A 21,130-nucleotide genomic window follows, 5' to 3' on the forward strand; every position below is an offset into this window, starting at 1 on the left:
TCTTTTAGTTAAAATCTTAATCTAACATTAAACCCAACGTTTCTAGTAGTAGGATAAGCCCCACTCTGGTAGCCCTGAATATTACCAGAACTCAAGCCTGCTTCCGGATCAGCATAAGGTATGTTTTTGTGAATGATCCACAGGTTTCTACCCACCACTGAAAAATCAACCCCTTTGAAAGGAGCAATTTTAGAAATAATACTTTCAGGTAACGAATAGGTTATAGTAGCTTCTCTCAATTTCACATAACTAGCGTCATATATAAAGGCAGCAGCCGGATTTACATCGTATCCAAAAGTACCATATACGGCATCTACTCGGGTTGTATTAGGCGTACCATCTTCTTTTACGCCTTCGAATATAATACCACCACCATCAGCCACAGCATCTCTTACAGGGTTGCCCAGGTCATTATTTCCGGCAGTTTCTGGATATAAACCGGTTGCCAGACCATAATACTGGTCTAATGAGAATAAATCACCTCCTTTTTTGATATCGATCAGGAATGAAAGTGCAATGCCCTTATATTTTAGCGTATTGGAAATACCACCCTGCCAGTCAGGATTCACATCTCCTATGATCTCGTTGGAAGTAGGAGAAATTACATAATATCCATCTTCATCAACTAATCTCTGGCCATTCTCATGATATACATAATTTGAGCCACGAAGCGTACCATAAGGTTCTCCTAAGGCTGCATTCAAGGAAACACCTCCCTGGAAAGAACCTAACTGCAGATTGTTAGTTTCAGCCAGTTCTTTTACCTTATTTCTGTTTCTGGACCAGTTTAGGTTTAATGTCCAGGAGAAAGATGGCGTTTTAACTGGGGTTACAAAAGCAGATACTTCAAATCCTTTGTTCTCAATCTCCCCTGCGTTGATTACTTTAAAATCATAACCTGTTGCTCTGGATACTGGCAGTGGCACAATCTGGTCTACTGAACGCTGGTTGTAGTATGTTACATCAAAACCTGTTCTTCCATCAAGGAATGAAGTTTCAATTCCTATCTCAAAGCTTTTGGTACGTTCCGGCTTCAAGTTTTCATTGTATTTGGTGCTCTCTACAGAAGCCAGAGGTGTTCCGTTGATACCAGTGGGCACATCATAATAATTCTGAATGTATAAAGCTGGAGCGGTATTACCTACCTCTGCATAGTTGGCTCTCAGCTTTCCATAAGTAAACCATGGCACACTTTCCTTTGTAAATTCAGAGAATACAAGGCTGGAAGAAACGGAAGGATAGTAATAGGCATTATTTCCTTTTGGAAGTGTAGAGGATTGATCTCTCCGTCCGGCCAGATCCAGGAATAAAAAGTCTCTGAAACCGAAAGTTAAGTTAGCAAATACGCCATTTACCTGTACATTAGTCGCTTGCTCAACTGGAGCTTCCAGCGGATTAGCTGTATTCAATAAGCCATATAATCCAGGAATAAGCAGGCCACCATTGGTTTGAGCAGAGATAGATTCAATCTGTGTTTTCCGGATGTTACCTCCGATAAGTCCAGTCAGGTTGAGCGATTCGCTTAAATCCTTATTAAAGTTCAGCAACAAATCATAGTTGTATTCCCGGAAACTTCTGTTGAACCTGGCATACTCAGATACATCAATACTTCCTACGGCTATTCTTTCTTCCTGTAACTCATTATAAGAATCCAGGGCAGCTCTACCAGTTAAGCTCAACCAGTCGGTAAACTTATAGGTTAAGCCAGCATAGCCAAAGTAACGGGAACGGCTATCATTCTGATAGTTTTCATAACGTGTCCAGTAGGGATTATCCCAGAATATTGGGCCTGTTAAGCCTACACCAGACTGGTTCCAGGTCATATTTCTTTTGGTGCGGAAATAGGCATCTTTTTGCTCCTGAACATCTACGTTGGTTTGCCACCACTGCCGGAAATTTCCCATCAGGTTTTTAGAGTCATAGCCGGTGCCATATCTGCCTAATCCATTAATTTGAGAAAAGTTAACAGAAGCATTGGCAGACAGCTTATCGGTAATATCATAGGTGGCATTAAAATTCACCATGTTTTTGTTGATCTTGCTATTCGGCAGAATACCTTTATCTTCATTTCTGGTGAATCCTAATACAAATGTGCCTTTCTCACTTCCGCCATCAATAAATATGCTTTGGTTGTTAGATACAGAATTTTGCAGGAAGGAAGTCGGGTCATTTTGAGCCCCTACCCAGGGTTTGGTTTTCTGGTAATTAGGTGAAGTTGGATCAAAAGCATCCCAGTGATATACCTGTAAATTAGGATCGAACTTTCCTCCGAAAGAAGCATCCTCCGTTACCGGAACGATCAGGTCAAGTTGCCCATCTCCATTAATATCTTCTTCATAGAAAAACGGATTGTCGGTACCATAATACGGGCCATAACCAGCTCCATATTCTTTCTGATATTTGGCAAAAGTACTTTTATCAACAAAACCTGTAGTAACACCAGCATTAATTGTAACGCCAATGCCTTTATTTTTTGAGCCTTTTTTGGTCGTAATTACTACAGCCCCATTAGCCGCTCTTGATCCATACAACACAGTAGCAGCGGCTCCTTTTAATACAGTAACAGAAGCAATATTATCCGGATTGATATCTGCGGCTGCATTCCCGTAATCGTAACCACCTGTTCCTTGCTGCTGACCGCTGGTATTGGTATTGGAGTTATCAACTGGTACACCATCAATTACAAACAATGCCTGGTTGTTTCCGGTAAGCGATTTGTTTCCCCGGATCACCACGTTTGTAGAACCACCCAGTGTATTGCTGTTGCTGATATTTACCCCGGCAATTCTACCCGATAAATTGCTGACAAAATTAGAGGTTCTGGTCTGGCTTAACTCTTCTCCTACCACACTTTGTGCTGCATAAGGCAATTCATTTTTAGTTCTTACTACGCCTAATGCTGTTACGACTACCTCAGAAAGCGCTTGTACATCCGATGCCAGTTTTACATCTATTGTTGAGCGACTACCTACTACAACTTCCTGGGTTTGTAAGCCGATAAAGCTGTATACCAATGTTGCGTCTGCTGGAACATTAATTGAATAACTACCCTCCGTATTAGTGGTAGTACCAGTAGTAGTGCCTTTTACTACTACGTTTACGCCCGGTAACGCTGTTCCGTCATCTGCGGAAGTTACCTTTCCAGTTACCGTTCTATCTTGGGCTTTCAGCTGGAAGGCTACAAAAGCGAGCAAAATAAAACTCATGATTAAAATTCTCTTCATCTTAATTTGGTTTAGGTGGTTAAGTTTTGTTGAAAACAAATATCAAAAATAAAATATTTTTCTTACATACCGAAATTCCTAAAGAAATAAATGAATTTCTGCTTTTAACAGAATAATATTCAGTTTTAGTAGATTTTAACTTTATCGGGAAAATCAGGATATTAAAGAATATTTTATTGTACTTTACTTGGTTGAGGAAATAGCTATACTTGCTATATGCATACAGAATCGTGCAATATTTTATATAGTGTTTGATAAAAAACTTATATTTTGCTCCGTTTCATGCAACAATGAGCATAAATATTACATCTTGTTTGAGAAAAAGCCTTAAACGAGAAAAAAAATAGAATGTTATACCCAAAATCAGATAGTTTGGGAATATAAGATAGAGGACAAGAAAAATTAAGAGAGCGGAAGGGAGATGAAAAGTTTATTTTTGTATCATGTATCTATATATTATTCCAGATACTTTACTCAAAATAGCAATGCCTTGTTTGGAATCCTGTAAATTTTTGGAGAGCAGGACAAGCACATATTTTCGTCCATCCGGCAAGTATACAATGCCTGTATCATGCTGTACACCAGTGATGGAACCAGTTTTGTGAGCTACTTTCACTGATTTAGGTAATGCTGCAGGAATGATCTCATTAAATTTTTGTTCCAGCAATACGTTTATCATTGCCTGATCCACTTCTGCATTTACAAGTTGATGTAAAGCCATTTTTTGAAATATAAGCATCAGATCGTAGGCTGTTGTTGTATTATTGAGTCCTTGCTGGTATGCTTTACTGTCTTCTACGCCACGTAATACCTGAATATCGTTTGCACCCAGTGCCTTCATGGTAATCATCACATTCTTTGCTCCCACTTTATCAATCAGAATATTAGTGGCCAGGTTGCTGCTATACGTGATCATATCATATACCAAGGCTTCGATAGTCATCGTTTTGCCAATCATCTTGTACAACCCTTCGCCGCTGTCATCTTTGATATTCATACTATATAGGCTGCCATCTACAATACTTTTAAATTCATTTTTTACCAGAATAGAATCCTGCAGAGAAAACTTGCCTTGGGAAGATTGTCTATATACTTCTATCATCACTGGGGTTTTCATGGTACTTGCTGCATGAAATACCTCTTTGGCATTTATCAATAATTGCTGTTTTGGATTATCAGGATTGATAAAAGCAAGTGCAAAAGTTCCGGGAATGCTGTTAAGTTCATGTTGTATCTGTTGTTGTATGGCTGGAAGACTCATGTTAGAAGATTGGCAATATAGTTTAGCACTATTTATAAATAACAATAAACTAATAAGCAGAAGTCTGTACATAATTCTTCGGAAATTGTTAGCTCCAATGGATAAGTGCTAGTTTGTTTGTATTCAAATTCTTTACAGAAAACGTTTGTTCACTCTACTGGTACATAAAATTCTGCTAACCTCTGCTTCTCCTGTATAGCTTCACTCATTTTGCCTGTTTTTTCTAAGATTTCAATCCGGAAACGATGGCATTGTTCTGCTACATAGGAATCTGGAAACGAACGTACCGAACGCGTAAAATACTCATAAGCTTGTTGCAAGGAAGCTGAATCCTGTTTTTGCAATAGTTTTTTCCCTGTTTCCATATCTTCCCGCCATAATTTAGCAATCGGGCTCATTCGCTCTGCTTCCTGAAAAACCTTAAACGGAACCACTTCCACCCTGCTGTTCTTGGGAAGAACCGTTGTTGCCGGCTTTGCAAAATAATTCTCCAATGCTTTTACAAATGCAATTGCTTCACGCTGATTATATTCCCTGTTTTTTAAACGTTGCTCTTCTGGTGAATGAGTGAAAAAAGAAGCTTCGGCAAGAATAGCTGGCATTCCATAGGTTCCTCTCAACACTCTAGCACCAGCCATAGGAAAAATAGTATGGTCAGAAACCAGACTCACCGGCGTATTTTTGGTGAAAAGTGCTTTACGCAACTGTAGAATTACTTCTTTTCCAAATGCTACACTTTCCTGGTTTTCAGAAGCATTCCCATGAAAATAAACAATAGGAAAGTTAACTGTGCTGTCGGCGGTGGCATTGTGATGAATAGAAAGAAAAATGTGGGCTTTATTCTCTTTTGCCAGGTTTACCCGTTCATCTAATGAAATATTACTGTCGTCTGAACGGGTTAATACTACCTTGGCTCCTTTTTTCTCAAGCATTTCTTTTACTAACATAGCTACTCTCAGGTTTATCCATTCCTCCCGTTCGCCGGTAGGCCCTATCCGGTAGGAATCGGTAGCGGCTGTACCACCATGTCCTGGGTCAATGCAGATAATTTTTCCTGTAAGCGGTTTGTCAACTATCTCCGCAGAAGTCAGAAAATGGCCCAAAGTCAATAGATAAATTATCCAGATGTGATGTAGCATAAGCAATAAAAAAACAGAATCCGATAAGTTTAATTGAAAATTCTGAATATCCTATGATCAACCGTGCTGGAGATGTAATTAAGAAATTATGTAGTTTCCGGTTTATATATTAATTTAACTAATACTATAAAAAATATAAAATAATTATTAAAATATTATGCTTGCATACTATTTTTTATTTACATTTGAATCATACTATAAGGCAGGTAACTATAAAACATATTTGTATCGGAGGACTGTGAATGAAAGCCAATGAAACGATTGATTACAACATTAAAGCTGCCTGGCATGCTATATCCCGGATGTATAATGTACAAGCTGCTAAGTATGATATGACCACGGCAATTGGGTTTGTGCTCTTAAATATTGACATGGACAAAGGAACCCCAGCAACAAAAATTGCCCCTTTGCTTGGCCTAGAGGCCCGTAGTCTTACCAGAATGCTGAAAGCAATGGAGGAAAAAGGCTATATCTACCGGGTAAATAATGTCAGAGATAAACGAGGGGTAAATATCCGCTTAACAGACCTGGGTAAGGAAAAAAGGGAAATTGCCCGGCAAACGGTAAGAGCATTCAATTATTTAGTCCGAAAAAATATCGCCGAAGATAAGCTGAAAGTATTTTTTGAAGTAATTGATGAAATCAATCGCCTGATCAATGAGAAACCGGACATAAAAATTCAGAACCCTTCTACTCCACAACTTGCCATAAAATAATTATTCCTCATACATTCAACAAAATAGTCGTATATGGAAACAACTTTTGCAGAAAAAGAAATAAAATCAAAAGCCAGTACAGGCAAACGGACTATAAAGAAAGTTGCAGTTTTAGGTTCTGGCATCATGGGTTCACGAATAGCTTGCCATTTTGCAAACATTGGAGTAGAAGTATTGTTGCTCGACATGGTTCCAAAAGAATTAAATGCGGCTGAATCCGCAAAAGGACTTACACTTGACAATAAAAATGTAAGGAACCGGCTTGTAACAGATTCTTTCCAGAATACCCTTAAATCAAATCCTGCCCCTTTGTATCATAAATCCTTCGCAAGCCGCATTAAACTTGGCAATTTCGAGGATAATATGAAGGAAATAGTCAATTACGACTGGGTGATGGAAGTGGTAGTGGAAAACCTGAAAATTAAAAAAATCATATACGACCAGGTCGAACAATTCCGTAAGCCGGGTACCTTAGTTACATCTAATACTTCCGGTATTCCTATTCATCTGATGGCAGAAGGCAGAAGTGAAGATTTTCAGAAACACTTTTGCGGCACTCACTTTTTTAATCCACCCAGGTATCTGAAATTATTAGAAATTATTCCTACTCCGAAAACAAATAAAAGTGTAGTCGATTTTCTGATGCATTATGGAGATTTGTATTTAGGCAAAACCACGGTATTAGCGAAGGACACTCCTGCTTTTATTGCAAACCGGGTGGGTGTGTATTCCCTGATGAAAACCCTGCAAATTGTAGAAGATATGGGTTTAACCGTAGAGGAAGTCGATAAACTGACCGGTCCGGTGGTAGGCCGACCTAAATCTGGCACTTTCCGCTTGTCGGATGTTGTAGGTTTGGATACAACTATCAATGTATCGAATAATTTATATGCAGGACTGTCCGGTGATGAATCCAAAGATGGTTTTCAACTGCCCAAAATGGTGCAGCAAATGCAGGAACGCAAATGGCTGGGCGATAAAACCGGACAAGGATTTTACAAGAAAGTAAAAGGTGCAGACGGCCAGTCAGAAATACTGTCTCTGGATCTGAAAACCTTTGAATACCGTCCACAGCAAAAATCCAAATTTGAAACACTTGAAGCTACCAAAAGCATCGAGAATTTGAAAGATCGGTTTGCAGTATTGTTAGCCGGAAAAGACAAAGCCGGCGAGTTTTACAGACGATCATTCTTGGATATTTTCCAGTATGTGAGCAATCGTATTCCTGAAATTGCTGATGAACTTTACCGAATTGATGCAGCCGTTTCTGCCGGATTTGCCTGGGAAATGGGTCCATTTGAAACCTGGGATGCCATTGGCGTGAAAAAAGTAGTAGGCCTAATGGAAGAAGCCGGCAAAAAACCAGCTGCCTGGGTCTATGAAATGCTGCAAAATGGTTTTGAGTTTTTTTACAAAGTGGAAGCTGGACAACGACAGTACTATGATATTCCTTCTAAAAGCTATAAACCCATTCCAGGCACACAAGATTTTATTATTCTTGATAATCTGAGGGCAGCCAACAAGAAAGTATGGGGCAATAAAGGTGCTACCCTGTTTGACATTGGTGATGGCGTACTTAACCTGGAGTTTCATTCTAAAATGAATACGCTTGGTTCAGAAGTGGTAGAAGGAATCATTAAATCAATTTCGGTTGCTGAAAAAGATTTTGCAGGCTTAGTAATTGGCAATGACGGAGCAAATTTTTCTGCTGGTGCTAACCTGGCTATGCTATTTATGTATGCCATCGAGCAGGAATACGACGAAATCGATTTTATGATCCGCCAGTTCCAGAATACCATTATGCGGGTGCGATATTCATCTATCCCAGTAGTAGTTGCACCCCATGGCATGACGCTGGGTGGAGGTTGTGAAATGGTGATGCATGCTGACCGGGTTCAGGCTGCTGCTGAAACATATATTGGTTTAGTAGAAGTAGGCGTTGGTTTAATTCCTGGTGGTGGTGGTACTAAAGAAATGACTTTACGGGTATCAGACCGAATAGAAGCCGGCGATGTGGAGTTGAATGCTTTACAGAATTCCTTTATGAACATTGCCCAGGCAAAAGTATCTACATCAGCCCAGGAAGCTTTTGATATGCACATTCTGCGTAGAGGTGATGAAATTACCTTAAACCGAAACCGCCTGATTGCTGATGCCAAAACTGCTGTACTGGACTTAGTTGAACAAGGCTATACGCAACCGCTACCCAGAAAAGATATTAAAGTGCAGGGCAAAACAGGGTTGGCTTTATTTAAAACTGGTGTCTTTGGTATGTTGACTGGCCGCTATATTTCAGAGCATGATGCCAAAATTGCTAATAAAATAGCCTATGTAATGTGCGGGGGTGACCTCTCCTATCCTCAACTGGTTTCTGAACAGTATCTGCTTGATCTGGAACGGGAAGCTTTCCTGTCATTAACTGGCGAAAAGAAAACCCTGGAAAGAATTCAAAGCATATTGCAGGGTGGAAAACCATTGAGAAACTAAATTTTGTTATAGTAGTAACAACAAAACAGCAAAATACATGGATGCATATATTGTAGCAGGATATAGAACAGCAGTAGGCAAAGCCAACCGGGGTGGTTTCCGTTTTACCCGTCCGGATGATCTGGCTGCCGAAGTAATTAAACATTTAACCGCTTCCATCCCAGGATTTGATCCATCTAAGGTTGAAGATCTAATCGTGGGAAATGCCGTACCCGAAGCGGAACAAGGCATGCAAATGGGAAGAATTATTTCACTTTTGTCATTGCCGCAAAATGTGCCTGGCATGGTCATTAACCGGTATTGTGGCTCAGGGTTAGAGGCTATTGCCATTGCCTCAGCTAAAATTCATTCAGGATTAGCTGATTGTATCATCGCCGGTGGAACAGAGTCTATGTCACTGGTGCCAACCATGGGATGGAAAACAGCCTTGAATTATAAGATAGCTTATGAAACGCCGGATTATTATACCAGCATGGGGCATACGGCTGAGAATGTAGGAGAGAAATACAAAGTCTCCCGCCAGGATCAGGATGATTTTTCCTATCGTTCCCATACAAGAGCACTAGAAGCTATTAGTAAAGGATTGTTCAAGGAGGAAATTGTGCCTGTAACGGTGAAGGAAACCTACCTGGATGAAAATGGCAAAAAGAAAACAAAAGAATATATAGTAGATACTGACGAAGGTCCAAGAGCAGATACCTCTATGGAAGTATTAGCCTCTTTAAAGCCAGTATTTTCTAACCGGGGAAATATCACCGCCGGGAATTCATCTCAAACCTCTGACGGAGCTGCTTTTGTAATGTTAATGTCAGAAAGAATGGTGAAAGAATTAAATCTGAAGCCCATTGCCAGAATGGTTAGTTATGCGGCTAGGGGAGTCCAACCAAAATATATGGGCATTGGTCCCGTAGAGGCTGTTCCGGTAGCACTGAAAAAAGCTGGTATGTCACTTAATCAGATTGATCTTGTTGAACTAAATGAAGCTTTTGCTGCACAAGCTTTAGCAGTGGTGCGTGAACTGGATATGGATTTGGAGAAGGTAAATGTAAATGGGGGAGCTATCGCTTTGGGACATCCATTAGGTTGCACTGGTGCTAAGCTTTCTGTACAACTATTCAATGAATTACGCCGGAGAAACAAGAAATATGGGATGGTAACTGCTTGTGTGGGAGGCGGACAGGGGGTAGCTGGTATTTATGAATTATTAAACTAATAAAATATGATACGCCTGGCAATCAGGCGTATCATAAGATCAACAAAAATTATTGTCCGGCTGCAGCAGTATTATCGATGATCTGAGCGCCTAAAGTATTAGTGTTTCCAGCAGGTGGATTTAAAAATCCTCTGGCAAATACAGTCAGGATTTTACCTGCTTCCAGGGTTACACCTGGCAAAGATAAGGCAGTAGTTTGAGTACCGGCTACCCGTACAGCTAAATCATATGTACCAGCAGGTAAAGGAATAAAATCTGTAGCACTTTTATAAGCACGGTTTGGAATTAATATAGTATTGGCGCCACCAGTAACATTAACAATATCAACAGCAGGTGCGTCTGGCGACAAGTGTATGAAACGTACATGTGCCTGTCCGGAAGCAGGGGTTGTTAAATTATCTTCCAGTAGTAATGGTTCGAAAGTAGTGCCAGAGTTGTTGGCCTCAGCATTGATAGCAAATACGGAGTAGTTTTTATTGGCTACTAAGGTTGGCGTAGCTTCAATGGCAGTAGTAGAAGTTCCGGTTACATTTACTTTGAAGTTTCTGGCTCCAGCATTTACATCTAAATAGCCAGTATTGTTTGGAAAAGTTAAAGCGGCCGTATTTACCTTGGTGTTGTCGACTAATAAATCAACACCTGGGGCACTAGGGGAAGCATGTACAACTAAAACTTTGGCTCTTTCTGGAGTAGCATCTGTATCATCGTCATTGCAAGCAGTAAATGATACCATTGGCGCAATTAGTAAAAAGAACATGGTACGCCAGTTTAAAAATTTAGGTTTTTTCATAGAGGTTAGTAATTTAAGTTTATATTCAACTATTAGCTCTTTAACTAAAACACTCTAGATTTGTTTAATTTATTATAAAAAATGTTAAACAAAAATAAATTTATTGTTTACTAATTGCTGATAAAATCGATGCATAACAGACTGAAAGCAATTTTTATAGACTAAATTATATTCTACATAACCCGTAAATTCATATGGAAGCAATAGCAAAAAAAATAGTAAAAGGTGGTGAATTTCTGATTAAAGAAACGGAGGCTCAACAGGTATTTATTCCTGAAGAGTTTTCAGAAGAGCAACGTATGGTAGCTCAAACCTGCCAGGATTTTCTGGAAAAGGAAGTGTATCCCCGCCTGGATGAAATAGATTCTATGAAAAATCCGGACCTGATGCCTTCTCTTATGGACAAAGCCGGCGAGCTGGGTTTATTAGGCACTTCTGTCCCAGAGCAATATGGCGGTTTTGGTATGAACTTTAATACTTCGATGCTGGTAACAGATGTAATTGGGGCTGGCCATTCATTTGCCGTAGCACTATCAGCACATACCGGTATTGGAACATTGCCGATTTTATATTATGGCAATGATGAACAAAAAGCAAAGTATTTGCCTAAGCTCGCTTCTGGCGAATGGAAAGCAGCCTATTGTCTAACAGAGCCAGATTCTGGTTCAGATGCGAATTCCGGTAAAACCAAAGCCGTATTGAGTGCAGATGGAAAGCATTATGTGCTAAATGGCCAAAAAATGTGGATCACCAATGGTGGCTTTGCTGATGTATATATTGTATTTGCCAAGATAGATAATGACAAAAACTTGTCTGCTTTTATTGTGGAACGTGCATTTGGTGGCATAACCATGAATGAGGAAGAAAAGAAGATGGGTATTAAGGGATCTTCTACCAGGCAGATTTTCTTCAATGATTGCCAGGTACCAGTTGAAAACCTGCTATCCAGCCGGGAAAATGGATTCAAGATTGCAGTAAATATTCTCAATATTGGCCGTATTAAACTAGGTGCGGCTGCCATCGGTGCTTCTAAACGGGTTGTGAACCATGCAGTAAATTATGCCAATGAGCGTAAACAATTCGGTATTTCCATTTCCAGATTTGGTGCCATTAAGCATAAACTAGGGGAAATGGCTACCAAGATTTATGTGACAGAATCTGCCTCATACCGGGTTGGACAAAATATTGACGATACGATTGAAGCATTCATTGCCGGTGGTATGCCGGAAGCGGAAGCAAAATTAAAAGGGGTAGAACAATTTGCCATCGAGTGTGCCATTATGAAAGTGCATGGCTCAGAAGTGTTGGATTATGTAGTGGATGAAGGGGTGCAGATTTACGGGGGTATGGGCTATTCGGCGGATGCACCTATGGACAGAGCCTATAGAGATGCTCGCATCAACCGGATTTTTGAAGGCACCAATGAAATTAACCGCTTACTGGCCATAGATATGATTTTGAAACGGGCTATGAAAGGAGAACTTGATCTGATGGGTCCGGCTATGGCCGTATCAAAAGAAATTATGTCTATTCCGGAGATGGGTGAAGAGGAAGAAGGATTATTTGCAGCTGAGAAAAAAGTATTAAGAAACCTGAAAAAAGCCGTATTAATGGTATCTGGCGCAGCCGTTCAAAAGTTTTTGCAAAAATTATCGCACGAACAGGAAATCATTATGAACATTGCCGATATGCTGATCGAAGTATATGTGATAGAATCGGCTTTATTGCGTACCGAAAAATTAGTAAGTACCAGAGGCCAGGAAGCATGCTCGTACCAGATAGATATGGCAAAATTATACATGAACGATGCTGTAGAAAAAATTAACATTGCTGGTAAAAACGCCATAAATTCTTTTGCTGACGGAGACGAACAACGGGTAATGTTGATGGGTTTGAAGCGGTTTACTAAAATTGTGCCTATCAATCCAAAAGAAACCCGCCGCAGAATTGCTGATCATATGATTGCTGAAAACAAGTATACTTTTTAATTGATTTTTGAATTCCTCTAAATAGAAAGCCCCGGTATTACAAAATGTCGGGGCTTTCTATTGTTTTTAGAATGAATATTAGTATTGGCTAAACTTATTATCAATCACACCCGGTAAACTCTGGCTTTCCTGTTTTAGGTTCAATAAGTACAGAACAGTGCTTTCCAAAAACAATTTCTATTACATCATTATGTATTTTCATATACCTGATTGCCGGTTCACCAATAATCAATCCACCATAAGCTTTTATAATATTAGTATTCCATAACTTTTCTTTATGGTAATAGGCAGATATCTGCTTCTACAAAAAAAATAATTCCATTTTTATCCTGAATTCCTCTTTTTAAGGAGAAAGCAAAGTTTAATTCTAATTCCTCAGAAATCTCTTCGTATTGATAAGGTAATTTTTGCTTACAACTACCAATAATAAAAACAAGTCCCAACCAGAAAGCAGATAGAGAAAGGGTAATTTTAAAAAGTTTCAAATAAATAGTTAGAAAAAATATTAATTACTCACATATGCATAAATCATCATTACGATGAATATGATCAGTGCAGCAGCAGAAACAATGGCCACACCCATAAGTAATTGTTCCGTCGATGAGTTTTTCTTTTTCTGAGCAGATGTCGGAGCTTCAGGTAATTTGTACTGGTAGGATACTTTTTCCTGTAAAGATTGAATAATAATGTTTTGTTCCCGGGTGCGTTCCGTAAGTTGAGCAAGATTTGTATGAGCAGTATCTAATAGGCTGGCAAGTTTATTAATCGTTGAATTTTTTGATTCTATGGATTTCTGAAAATCTTCAATTCGTTTATCTTTTTCCTGAATCAATTTAATCACACTTTCTCTTTCCTGCTTGATTAATAGTTCTGGTTCGCCCTGCGATCTTTCAATCATTTTATCTGCATGCGGATTATCAATATAATGAGCATTGATTCTTGCCTGATCCAAATGAGAATCGCTATAAGAAGTATTACGGGCAGGATAAACCTTTAAGAGATACTCTTTATCAATGGTATAGGAATCATTTAACTTCTTCACAAAATCTTTACTATCAGGATGTTTGATCAACCGATAAATGGTGGCCTGACTTCTGCCAGTAAGTTGAATGGCTTCGTGAATGGAAACTTGCATAGGCAAAAATACTTATTTGATAATCGTTTTCTCAATTTTGATTCTAATGAGAAGTTAAAATATTTATCAATACTTACCTAATTAAGTTAAAATTAAAACAAATTGTCTGGAAGCAGAGCATGGGGATCGCCATAATTAGTGATATTAACTGCTTCTACAGCTGTAATTTCAGGAACTGAGCGAATGATGGCTTCTTCTACTCCCGCTTTTAACGTCATGGTAGACATCGGGCATGAGCCACAGGCACCAAGCAGTTCCAGTCGTACTACTTTTTCATCAGTAATTTCCAGAATTTTCACATTTCCTCCATCAGCATTCAGATAAGGCCGGATGCTATCGAGGGCTTTTTCAACTTTGGAAACAAGGTCAGGATTATTAAGGAGCGTATTCATGTTAATTTGGATAGTCATTTGTTGGAATCTGCACTTACAGATTATAGTAGAACAGGATTTTACTAAAAAAATTTACTGCCGTCAGAAAATTGTACAAAGGTGAATTTACAAAAGAAAACAATTAAACCTTTATTTCTACTGGCTTTGTTTTTTCTAATTTCGCATTCCGGATAGAAACCTCCTGTGCCAGGCTTTGGGCAAGTGCATGAAAAGCAGCAGCAGTTATTTCATCACTCATCACAGCTGGTTTACCAAAATCACCTGCTTCCCGGATACTTTGTACCAAAGGTATTTGTCCTAATAATGGAACACTATATTGAGTAGCTAATTGCTGACCTCCGCCTTTGCCAAAAATATAATATTTGTTATCGGGCAATTCATCTGGCGTGAAATAGGCCATATTTTCCACAATTCCTAAAACTGGTACATTGATCTGTGGCTGGCGGAACATGGCTAGTCCTTTCCGGGCATCAGCTAAGGCTACTTTTTGAGGGGTAGTAACGATAATAGCACCAGTTACCGGAACCGTTTGTACCAATGTCAGGTGAATATCGCTGGTGCCTGGAGGAAGGTCGATAAGTAGATAATCCAGTTCTCCCCATTCGGCATCCATAATAAACTGTTTTAAAGCCGAACTTGCCATAGGTCCCCGCCAAACCACGGCATTATCCGCTGGCGTTAGAAAGCCGATAGAGATCATTTTAATGCCATATTGCCGAACGGGAACAATCAGGTTTTTGCCATTTTTTTGAGTAACCATCGGCTGCATATTTTCCGCATCAAACATAGTAGGAATAGATGGTCCGGAAATATCGGCATCAATAATTCCCACTTTTGCGCCGCTCTTATGGAGTGCTACCGCCAGATTCGCTGTAACCGTAGATTTTCCTACACCCCCTTTCCAGAAGCAATGGCAATGATATTTTTTACTTCGGGCAACAAAGGTGTATTACCCACTCTGGTGGATGTTACATCAGCAGTAAGGTTAATATTGATTTGAATAGTTGGGCTTACATACTTCTTAATAGCTTCTATACAAGAAGTACGAATCAATTCTTTTAAAGGACAAGCAGGAGTAGTGAGTACGACTGTAAAGCTTACCTGATTTACACTAATTTCAATATTACGGATCATATTCAGGGTCACCAGGTCTTTTTTCAGATCTGGTTCTTCTACCGTACTGAGTGCTTGTAAAATATTTTCTTTGGTAATAGTCATGCGTCTATGGGAGGTCGTTGGGTAAAAATTGCTACTTTTGGTTAACAAGGCAAATCAAAAATCAGCAGGCTGGAGAGAAAGTAAAGCGTTTAAAATAATTAACATCCTGCTCAATCAATAAACAAAAATAAAAGCTTTCCGTCTCACAAATTTACCAAAAAAATACGAGAAGGCTATATAATTTACCAGTATGAGAATCAGTAATGAAGTAGTTCAGCAAATACAACAGAGTGCAGATATTGTAGAAGTGGTAGGAGATTTTGTTACACTCAAAAAAAGAGGGCAAAATCTGATGGCTTGCTGCCCTTTTCATAACGAGAAAACGCCTTCTTTTTCGGTGTCTCCGGCAAAAGGGATCTATAAGTGTTTTGGATGTGGTAAATCCGGCGATAGTGTGAAATTTGTAATGGATATTGAAGGCGTGAGTTATGTAGAGGCGTTACGTTATCTGGGCAAAAAATATGGTATTGAAATAGAAGAGCAAGCGGCACCCACTGATACGCAGTTACAGCAACAGCATGAGAAAGACAGTCTATACATTGTACTCAATTACGCTAAAAACTATTACCAGAATCTGCTTTGGCAAAGCGACGAAGGCCAGGCAGTAGGTTTAAGCTATTTCAAGGAAAGGGGCTTTAAAGACAATACCATCAAGGATTTCGAACTTGGCTATAGTACCGATGCCTGGGACCATTTTACAAAAGATGCCATCAGCAAAGGCTATCAGCAGGAAATTCTTGAAAAAGCTGGCTTGCTTATCCGCAAAGAAGAAAAGCAATTTGACCGTTTCAGAGGCAGGGTTATTTTTCCGATTCACAATGTATCCGGAAAAGTAATTGCGTTTGGTGCCCGTATTCTTAAAGCAGATAAAAACCAGCCTAAATACCTTAATTCGCCCGAAACAGAAGTTTATCACAAAAGTAATATTCTATATGGAATGTTCCAGGCCAAAACTGCCATCCGGAATGAGGATACTTGTTTTCTGGTAGAAGGTTATACAGATGTGATTTCCCTCCATCAGGCTGGAATTAATAATGTGGTAGCTTCTTCCGGAACATCACTTACATTAGAACAAATCCGGTTAATAGGCCGCTTTACCCAAAATGTTACGGTATTATATGATGGAGACGCAGCCGGTATCAAAGCTTCTTTGCGGGGTACGGATATGATTCTGGAGGAAGGTTTGAACGTGAAAGTAGTGGTTTTCCCGGATGGTAACGATCCGGATAGTTATGTACGGCAGATCGGGGCAACGGCTTTTAAGGAATTCATCCGCCAGCATAGCAAAGATTTTATCACATTCAAAACAGAGTTATACTTAGTAGAAGCGGCAAATGACCCATTTAAGAAAGCAGGGATAATTAAAGAGATTGTAGAAAGCATTACCAAAATTCCTGATCCGATTAAACGGGCGGTATTTTTCAGGCAAACGGCTAATCTGCTGCAAATGGATGAAGGTACGCTGATTGTAGAAAGCAACCAGATTCTCAAAAAACAACAGGCTGATAAAGAGAAAAAAGGGAAAATGGCAAAAACCCAGTCAGCCTCAAATCCTCCTTCGCCTCCACCTCTGGTATACGATCTTCCGGAGGGCATAATGCCTCCGCCTGAACTGGATTTAGAAGAGCCGGTAGAATTTCAAGAGCCAAAAAAGAACCCGATTGTATACCAGGAACAGGAAAGTATCCGCTTACTGATTAGTTATGCCGATCAGCCCATTGATGAGCATAATAAACTTTGCAATTACCTTCTGGCAGAAATAGAAGGAATTGAATTTCAAACTCCTATCTATAACCGAATTCTGGATATTTTCAGGGCGCAGTTGCAAATGGGCCATATCGTAGGAACTGAATATTTTATCCGTCACTGGGATGCGGATATTCAGGCGGAGGCGATTAATCTAATTAGCCAGAAGTATCAGCTAAGCGAAAACTGGCTGGACAAATTCCAGATTTTTATCCCGCAGGAAAAAGATATGCTTACGCATGTAGCCTATTCTAATATTCTTCGTCTGAAGCACCGCATTGTGCAGGATAAAATTACTGATAATATGAAAAACCTGGCCAAAGCACAGTCATCTGCCGAACAGGAAACGATTATGCGGATTCATATGCAGCTCAAAGAAATCGAAAAACAAATTGCCAGTATTCTGGGGAATGTAGTGAGGTGAATTATCTCATGCCAGGAACTTCATTTAGGGTAAGATGAGGTACTATATAAATAGATTTTATTAAATTAGTCTTTGCTGTAAAGTATTTTATTTCATGCGTAGCTGTATGAATTTTAAAATACTGTTGTTTACTATAACCTGTAATTATTGTATCATTCCAGTTTAAACTATCAACATTTGGTATAATCCGCTTATATCCGTTTATTGATTTCAGGCAGACAGAATTTTCAGTTCTTAATAAAGAATACTCTTTTACGATGCTTGTATAATTTATATTAGCCTTATTTCCATCAATATTCGATAAAAACCATCCTGTGGCTTTAAATATGGAAAAACATATTCCCAATGAAGTTAGAATTAGTAAAAATGCTATTACTAAACCAATGCCTAATTTACTCATAAGACTTTTCTAATACTATATACTTGATTACTGCTCCTCTTCTTCCACATGTATAAAAAATCTTGTTTCATCCACTTCAAATTCATCTGATGTCATGTTGGGTAAAGTAATGGTTTTCCAGGTAGAAGTGGGATAGATAAAATCAAATTTATCTTTTGCTTTGGTCACTTTTACAGGCATCCGGAAATCTTTTACATCCGCTACCCATTTATAAGAAACGGTAAGTATTTCGCCTTTGATACTATATTTCAGGACTAGAGTAGGAAGAGAAGTATTTTTCAGATACTGGTCGAAAAAGTAGCTATAATCGGTTTTAGTTTTGCTATTGATATACTTGACAAAATCATCAGTAGTAATTGTTTTATACCTGAAATCTCGTTGTAATCCTTTTAAAATGTCTGACCAGAGCACATCATCATTTAATACATGTCTGAAAGTATATAGCATCAAAGCTCCTTTTTCGTACATATCTCCGATATCATAGTGAATATGGTTTACATCGTATACGCCAATAATGGGCTCTTTACCACCTACTTTCTCTTGTAAACTTTCCATATAATCCAGTTCCATTTGTTCTCCAAATGAAGCCTTTACTTGTAAACCTTCAGAATAGGTGGCAAATGCTTCATGTATCCACATATCGGCTATATCTTTACAGCTTATATTATTCCCCCACCATTCATGTGCTACCTCATGCAAGACAAGGCCCATCGGTGCTTGTAGGGAATCGAGTAAGTCGCCATCGGGCAGTTTACCAAACGAAACAGCACTCTGGTGTTCCATCGGATACAGGGATTCCATCAATGTGAAGCCATCTCTGGGAAAGGGATATTTGCCATATGCATTTTCCAGCATCGCCAGCATAGGTTTGATACGGTCAAAAATGACTTTTCCTTTCTCCAGGTTATATGGCATTACATAAAAATCAATAGTTAACGTATCTGTAGTAATATATAAATCCTGCAAATGGGCATATTTACCGATATTGAGCGTAACATTATAATTATTGATGGGATAGCTCACAAACCATTCGTATCTGGTCTGATTGCCAGGCAATTTAGTAGTTTTGCGAAGCCTTCCATTGGAAATATTCATCAATCCGGTAGGCACTGTAACCGCTATTCTCACACTATCTGGCTCATCAGATAAATGATCTTTGTTAGGAAACCACAAACTGGCACCAGAACCCTGGCAAACTGCTTGCACCCATGGATTGCCATCTTTGTCTTTACTCCACAAAAAACCACCATTCATCGGAATGGCAAAGTTTGGTTCTTGCGGTTTACCGGAATATTCAATTTTAATTTCTTGCTGGCTATTCACGGCTTGTTTCTCAGGTAAGTCAATAAAAACAGCATTAAATTCTCTGGTATAAGGTAGTTCTTTGCCTTTATATAAAACTTTATGAATCTGCATATTGGCATATAAATCCACCTGCAATTTTGTAAACGGCTCCATCACCTGATACCGGATTATATTGCTGCCGCTGATGAATTTATTATCAATATCTACTTTTACATCAAGGTCATAAAAGGTAACATCATAACAGGTGCGTAAGGGGGTAAGTTTACCTCGCAGGGTATCTGCCCTGGTAAATCCATTGTCCCGGTTAGAATACTTGAGTTGCGTGGATTTTGAAGTTGCTTTTATTTGGGTAGTATCTACTTTTTCTTCAAAAATGCCTGAGGTATCCGATGCAGCCGATTGAATGATATTCAAATCACCCCAGAATTCATCGTTCTTTACTTTTTGACTGAGAGAATCATGAGAAGTATACACTATCTCCTTAACCATAACAGAATCCTGCATTCTTTTAATATCAGTAACAGCTACCAGTAAATCAGTTTGCCATTTTGCGTTTTCCATATTACGGCTTTTACTATTTACCCTGGCCTCAAAATGCCGCTGTACGTCTTTCAAATACCATTTTCCCTGGTATTGGTCCATGCGGTACGATTCTTTAAAATCTGTGAATTTAATACTAGATTTGGTTACCATACCCATTACACTTTTAAGTAAGGCATTGCGGCTATTCTCCATATCAAGCCCTTTTTGAGTATATTCCAGTTCCCACTTGGTAAAAGCCAGCGACTCCACATCTACATACATTTTGCCCTGAAGATAAGCTTTGCCATTTTTCTTTTTAGGGCCTAGCTGTATTACATAGATTTTCTGTTCTCCATCCGAAATAATGGAGTTAACCTTAAAATCATAGTGCTTAAAGTTGCGGCTATTGAGTATACTTCTTTTATGTTTGGCTGCATTCGGCCTGAAATCACCGCTTCGTAATGAATTTCTTGCGCCACTGCCCAGGGTTAGCATCAGGTAAAACCGCAGATCTTTGGAATGGTCTATTTTCTTCCGGCGTTCCTTTATGGTTTTGATCTGGTCATTTGAACTTTCACTGGTCGCTACAGAGGGCCGGTTTACCTCCAGTACCGATTCTACAAAAGTAATCTGGAAATCTTCCAGCCTGGTATCTTCCCGGTAAAAAGCCATCATCTGAAATGCAGATGTATCATAATTGGATGGCATAGCAGCAATGGCTTCTTTAAAAATATCCAGGCCGGTTTTGCCTTTCGCCTTTACCTGCACTTCATTCAGCTCTATGGTTGCTACCTGCAGAGGTATGATCAGAAATTTATCTGGAATATTTATAATGGCTTTTGTATAAGATTGATACCCCACAATGGATACTTTTAAACTATCCTGCTTATAAGCTGAAGGAATCTTGAAAATAAATTCTCCCTGCTGGTTAGATACTGTACCAATGCTTTTACCGCTTACTCCCACATTGGCAAATGGAACAGGCTGGGAAGTTTCTTTATCAATGATTTTGCCTGAAATAGTAAGGTAGCTTTCCTGGGCAAATACAGGATTTCCAAGAAAAACTGTAAATGTATACAGCGCAATTATAAATTTGAAAGAATTGCTCATAAGACTGGCTGATTGATTTTGAGCAATACAAGGCTAAATTAGGATATAAATCTACTCAAA

14 protein-coding genes and 1 pseudogene are annotated in these 21,130 nt (G+C 39.1%); 5 read left to right on the plus strand and 10 right to left on the minus strand.

All coding sequences use genetic code 11. The features are described from left to right. Positions 1 to 8: 8 nt before the first annotated feature. From GXP67_RS15080 to GXP67_RS15090, 3 genes are all read right to left on the minus strand, one after another. On the minus strand, positions 9 to 3,224 hold the full coding sequence (locus tag GXP67_RS15080) for a SusC/RagA family TonB-linked outer membrane protein (RefSeq protein ID WP_162443887.1): 3,216 nt from the start codon (positions 3,222 to 3,224) through the stop codon (positions 9 to 11). A 430-nt stretch (positions 3,225 to 3,654) separates the two neighbouring features. Continuing rightward, a complete protein-coding gene (locus tag GXP67_RS15085; RefSeq protein WP_232065230.1) occupies positions 3,655 to 4,485 on the minus strand; it encodes a serine hydrolase in 831 nt (276 codons plus the stop codon). Positions 4,486 to 4,634: 149 nt separating this feature from the next. Next, the gene (locus GXP67_RS15090) at positions 4,635 to 5,624 is read right to left on the minus strand and encodes an N-acetylmuramoyl-L-alanine amidase family protein (RefSeq protein ID WP_162443889.1); all 990 of its coding nucleotides are present in this window, start codon (positions 5,622 to 5,624) and stop codon (positions 4,635 to 4,637) included. A gap of 242 nt (positions 5,625 to 5,866) precedes the next feature. Between GXP67_RS15090 and GXP67_RS15095 the strand changes: the two genes are divergently transcribed. From GXP67_RS15095 to GXP67_RS15105, 3 genes are read left to right on the plus strand one after another with little or no spacing between them, the layout of a single operon-like run. Beyond that, the gene (locus tag GXP67_RS15095; protein WP_162443890.1) at positions 5,867 to 6,340 is read left to right on the plus strand and encodes a MarR family winged helix-turn-helix transcriptional regulator; all 474 of its coding nucleotides are present in this window, start codon (positions 5,867 to 5,869) and stop codon (positions 6,338 to 6,340) included. 33 nt (positions 6,341 to 6,373) lie between these two features. After that, positions 6,374 to 8,827 carry a 3-hydroxyacyl-CoA dehydrogenase/enoyl-CoA hydratase family protein gene (locus GXP67_RS15100; RefSeq protein ID WP_162443891.1) on the plus strand — a complete coding sequence of 818 codons (2,454 nt, stop codon included), beginning with the start codon at positions 6,374 to 6,376 and terminating at the stop codon, positions 8,825 to 8,827. 37 nt (positions 8,828 to 8,864) lie between these two features. After that, entirely contained in the window at positions 8,865 to 10,040 is a 1,176-nt protein-coding gene (locus tag GXP67_RS15105; RefSeq protein WP_162443892.1) for an acetyl-CoA C-acyltransferase, read from the plus strand. A 49-nt stretch (positions 10,041 to 10,089) separates the two neighbouring features. Here the strand turns inward: GXP67_RS15105 and GXP67_RS15110 are convergent, their stop codons facing one another. Then, complete coding sequence (locus GXP67_RS15110) at positions 10,090 to 10,830, minus strand: DUF4397 domain-containing protein (RefSeq protein ID WP_232065231.1); 741 nt, start codon at positions 10,828 to 10,830, stop codon at positions 10,090 to 10,092. A 194-nt stretch (positions 10,831 to 11,024) separates the two neighbouring features. On the opposite strand from GXP67_RS15110, the gene GXP67_RS15115 reads away from it, so the two are divergent. Next, positions 11,025 to 12,818 (plus strand): acyl-CoA dehydrogenase FadE, encoded by a 1,794-nt coding sequence (locus GXP67_RS15115; protein WP_162443893.1) that lies wholly within the window; start codon positions 11,025 to 11,027, stop codon positions 12,816 to 12,818. 275 nt (positions 12,819 to 13,093) lie between these two features. Here the strand turns inward: GXP67_RS15115 and GXP67_RS15120 are convergent, their stop codons facing one another. From GXP67_RS15120 to GXP67_RS15135, 4 genes and pseudogenes are all read right to left on the minus strand, one after another. Next, complete coding sequence (locus GXP67_RS15120) at positions 13,094 to 13,303, minus strand: hypothetical protein (RefSeq protein ID WP_162443894.1); 210 nt, start codon at positions 13,301 to 13,303, stop codon at positions 13,094 to 13,096. A 20-nt stretch (positions 13,304 to 13,323) separates the two neighbouring features. Next, positions 13,324 to 13,953: a hypothetical protein gene (locus GXP67_RS15125; protein WP_162443895.1), complete on the minus strand. Its 630-nt coding sequence runs from the start codon at positions 13,951 to 13,953 to the stop codon at positions 13,324 to 13,326. 92 nt (positions 13,954 to 14,045) lie between these two features. Then, entirely contained in the window at positions 14,046 to 14,345 is a 300-nt protein-coding gene (locus tag GXP67_RS15130; protein ID WP_162443896.1) for a NifU family protein, read from the minus strand. A 121-nt stretch (positions 14,346 to 14,466) separates the two neighbouring features. Then, positions 14,467 to 15,563: pseudogene (locus GXP67_RS15135) on the minus strand (Mrp/NBP35 family ATP-binding protein). A 190-nt stretch (positions 15,564 to 15,753) separates the two neighbouring features. Here GXP67_RS15135 and dnaG point away from each other — a divergent pair. Further along, positions 15,754 to 17,733 carry a DNA primase gene (gene dnaG / locus GXP67_RS15140; RefSeq protein WP_162443897.1) on the plus strand — a complete coding sequence of 660 codons (1,980 nt, stop codon included), beginning with the start codon at positions 15,754 to 15,756 and terminating at the stop codon, positions 17,731 to 17,733. Position 17,734: 1 nt separating this feature from the next. Here dnaG and GXP67_RS15145 read toward each other — a convergent pair whose 3' ends face one another. Beyond that, a complete protein-coding gene (locus tag GXP67_RS15145; protein WP_162443898.1) occupies positions 17,735 to 18,133 on the minus strand; it encodes a hypothetical protein in 399 nt (132 codons plus the stop codon). A 27-nt stretch (positions 18,134 to 18,160) separates the two neighbouring features. After that, positions 18,161 to 21,070, minus strand: a complete 2,910-nt coding sequence (locus GXP67_RS15150) for a M1 family metallopeptidase (protein ID WP_162443899.1) — start codon at positions 21,068 to 21,070, stop codon at positions 18,161 to 18,163. Positions 21,071 to 21,130: the final 60 nt, after the last annotated feature.

Source organism: Rhodocytophaga rosea, from assembly GCF_010119975.1.
GTDB classification, from domain to species: Bacteria; Bacteroidota; Bacteroidia; order Cytophagales; family 172606-1; genus Rhodocytophaga; species Rhodocytophaga rosea.

Excerpts from the sequence above, each read along its gene's own strand:
- GXP67_RS15125 (WP_162443895.1), bottom strand. The coding sequence starts at position 13,953 with ATGCAAGTTTCCATTCACGAAGCCATTCAACTTACTGGCAGAAGTCAG.
- GXP67_RS15145 (WP_162443898.1), bottom strand. The coding sequence starts at position 18,133 with ATGAGTAAATTAGGCATTGGTTTAGTAATAGCATTTTTACTAATTCTA.
- GXP67_RS15080 (WP_162443887.1), bottom strand. The coding sequence starts at position 3,224 with ATGAAGAGAATTTTAATCATGAGTTTTATTTTGCTCGCTTTTGTAGCC.
- GXP67_RS15130 (WP_162443896.1), bottom strand. The coding sequence starts at position 14,345 with ATGAATACGCTCCTTAATAATCCTGACCTTGTTTCCAAAGTTGAAAAA.
- GXP67_RS15090 (WP_162443889.1), bottom strand. The coding sequence starts at position 5,624 with ATGCTACATCACATCTGGATAATTTATCTATTGACTTTGGGCCATTTT.
- GXP67_RS15105 (WP_162443892.1), top strand. The coding sequence starts at position 8,865 with ATGGATGCATATATTGTAGCAGGATATAGAACAGCAGTAGGCAAAGCC.
- GXP67_RS15085 (WP_232065230.1), bottom strand. The coding sequence starts at position 4,485 with ATGAGTCTTCCAGCCATACAACAACAGATACAACATGAACTTAACAGC.
- dnaG (WP_162443897.1), top strand. The coding sequence starts at position 15,754 with ATGAGAATCAGTAATGAAGTAGTTCAGCAAATACAACAGAGTGCAGAT.
- GXP67_RS15115 (WP_162443893.1), top strand. The coding sequence starts at position 11,025 with ATGGAAGCAATAGCAAAAAAAATAGTAAAAGGTGGTGAATTTCTGATT.
- GXP67_RS15100 (WP_162443891.1), top strand. The coding sequence starts at position 6,374 with ATGGAAACAACTTTTGCAGAAAAAGAAATAAAATCAAAAGCCAGTACA.
- GXP67_RS15095 (WP_162443890.1), top strand. The coding sequence starts at position 5,867 with ATGAAAGCCAATGAAACGATTGATTACAACATTAAAGCTGCCTGGCAT.
- GXP67_RS15150 (WP_162443899.1), bottom strand. The coding sequence starts at position 21,070 with ATGAGCAATTCTTTCAAATTTATAATTGCGCTGTATACATTTACAGTT.
- GXP67_RS15110 (WP_232065231.1), bottom strand. The coding sequence starts at position 10,830 with ATGAAAAAACCTAAATTTTTAAACTGGCGTACCATGTTCTTTTTACTA.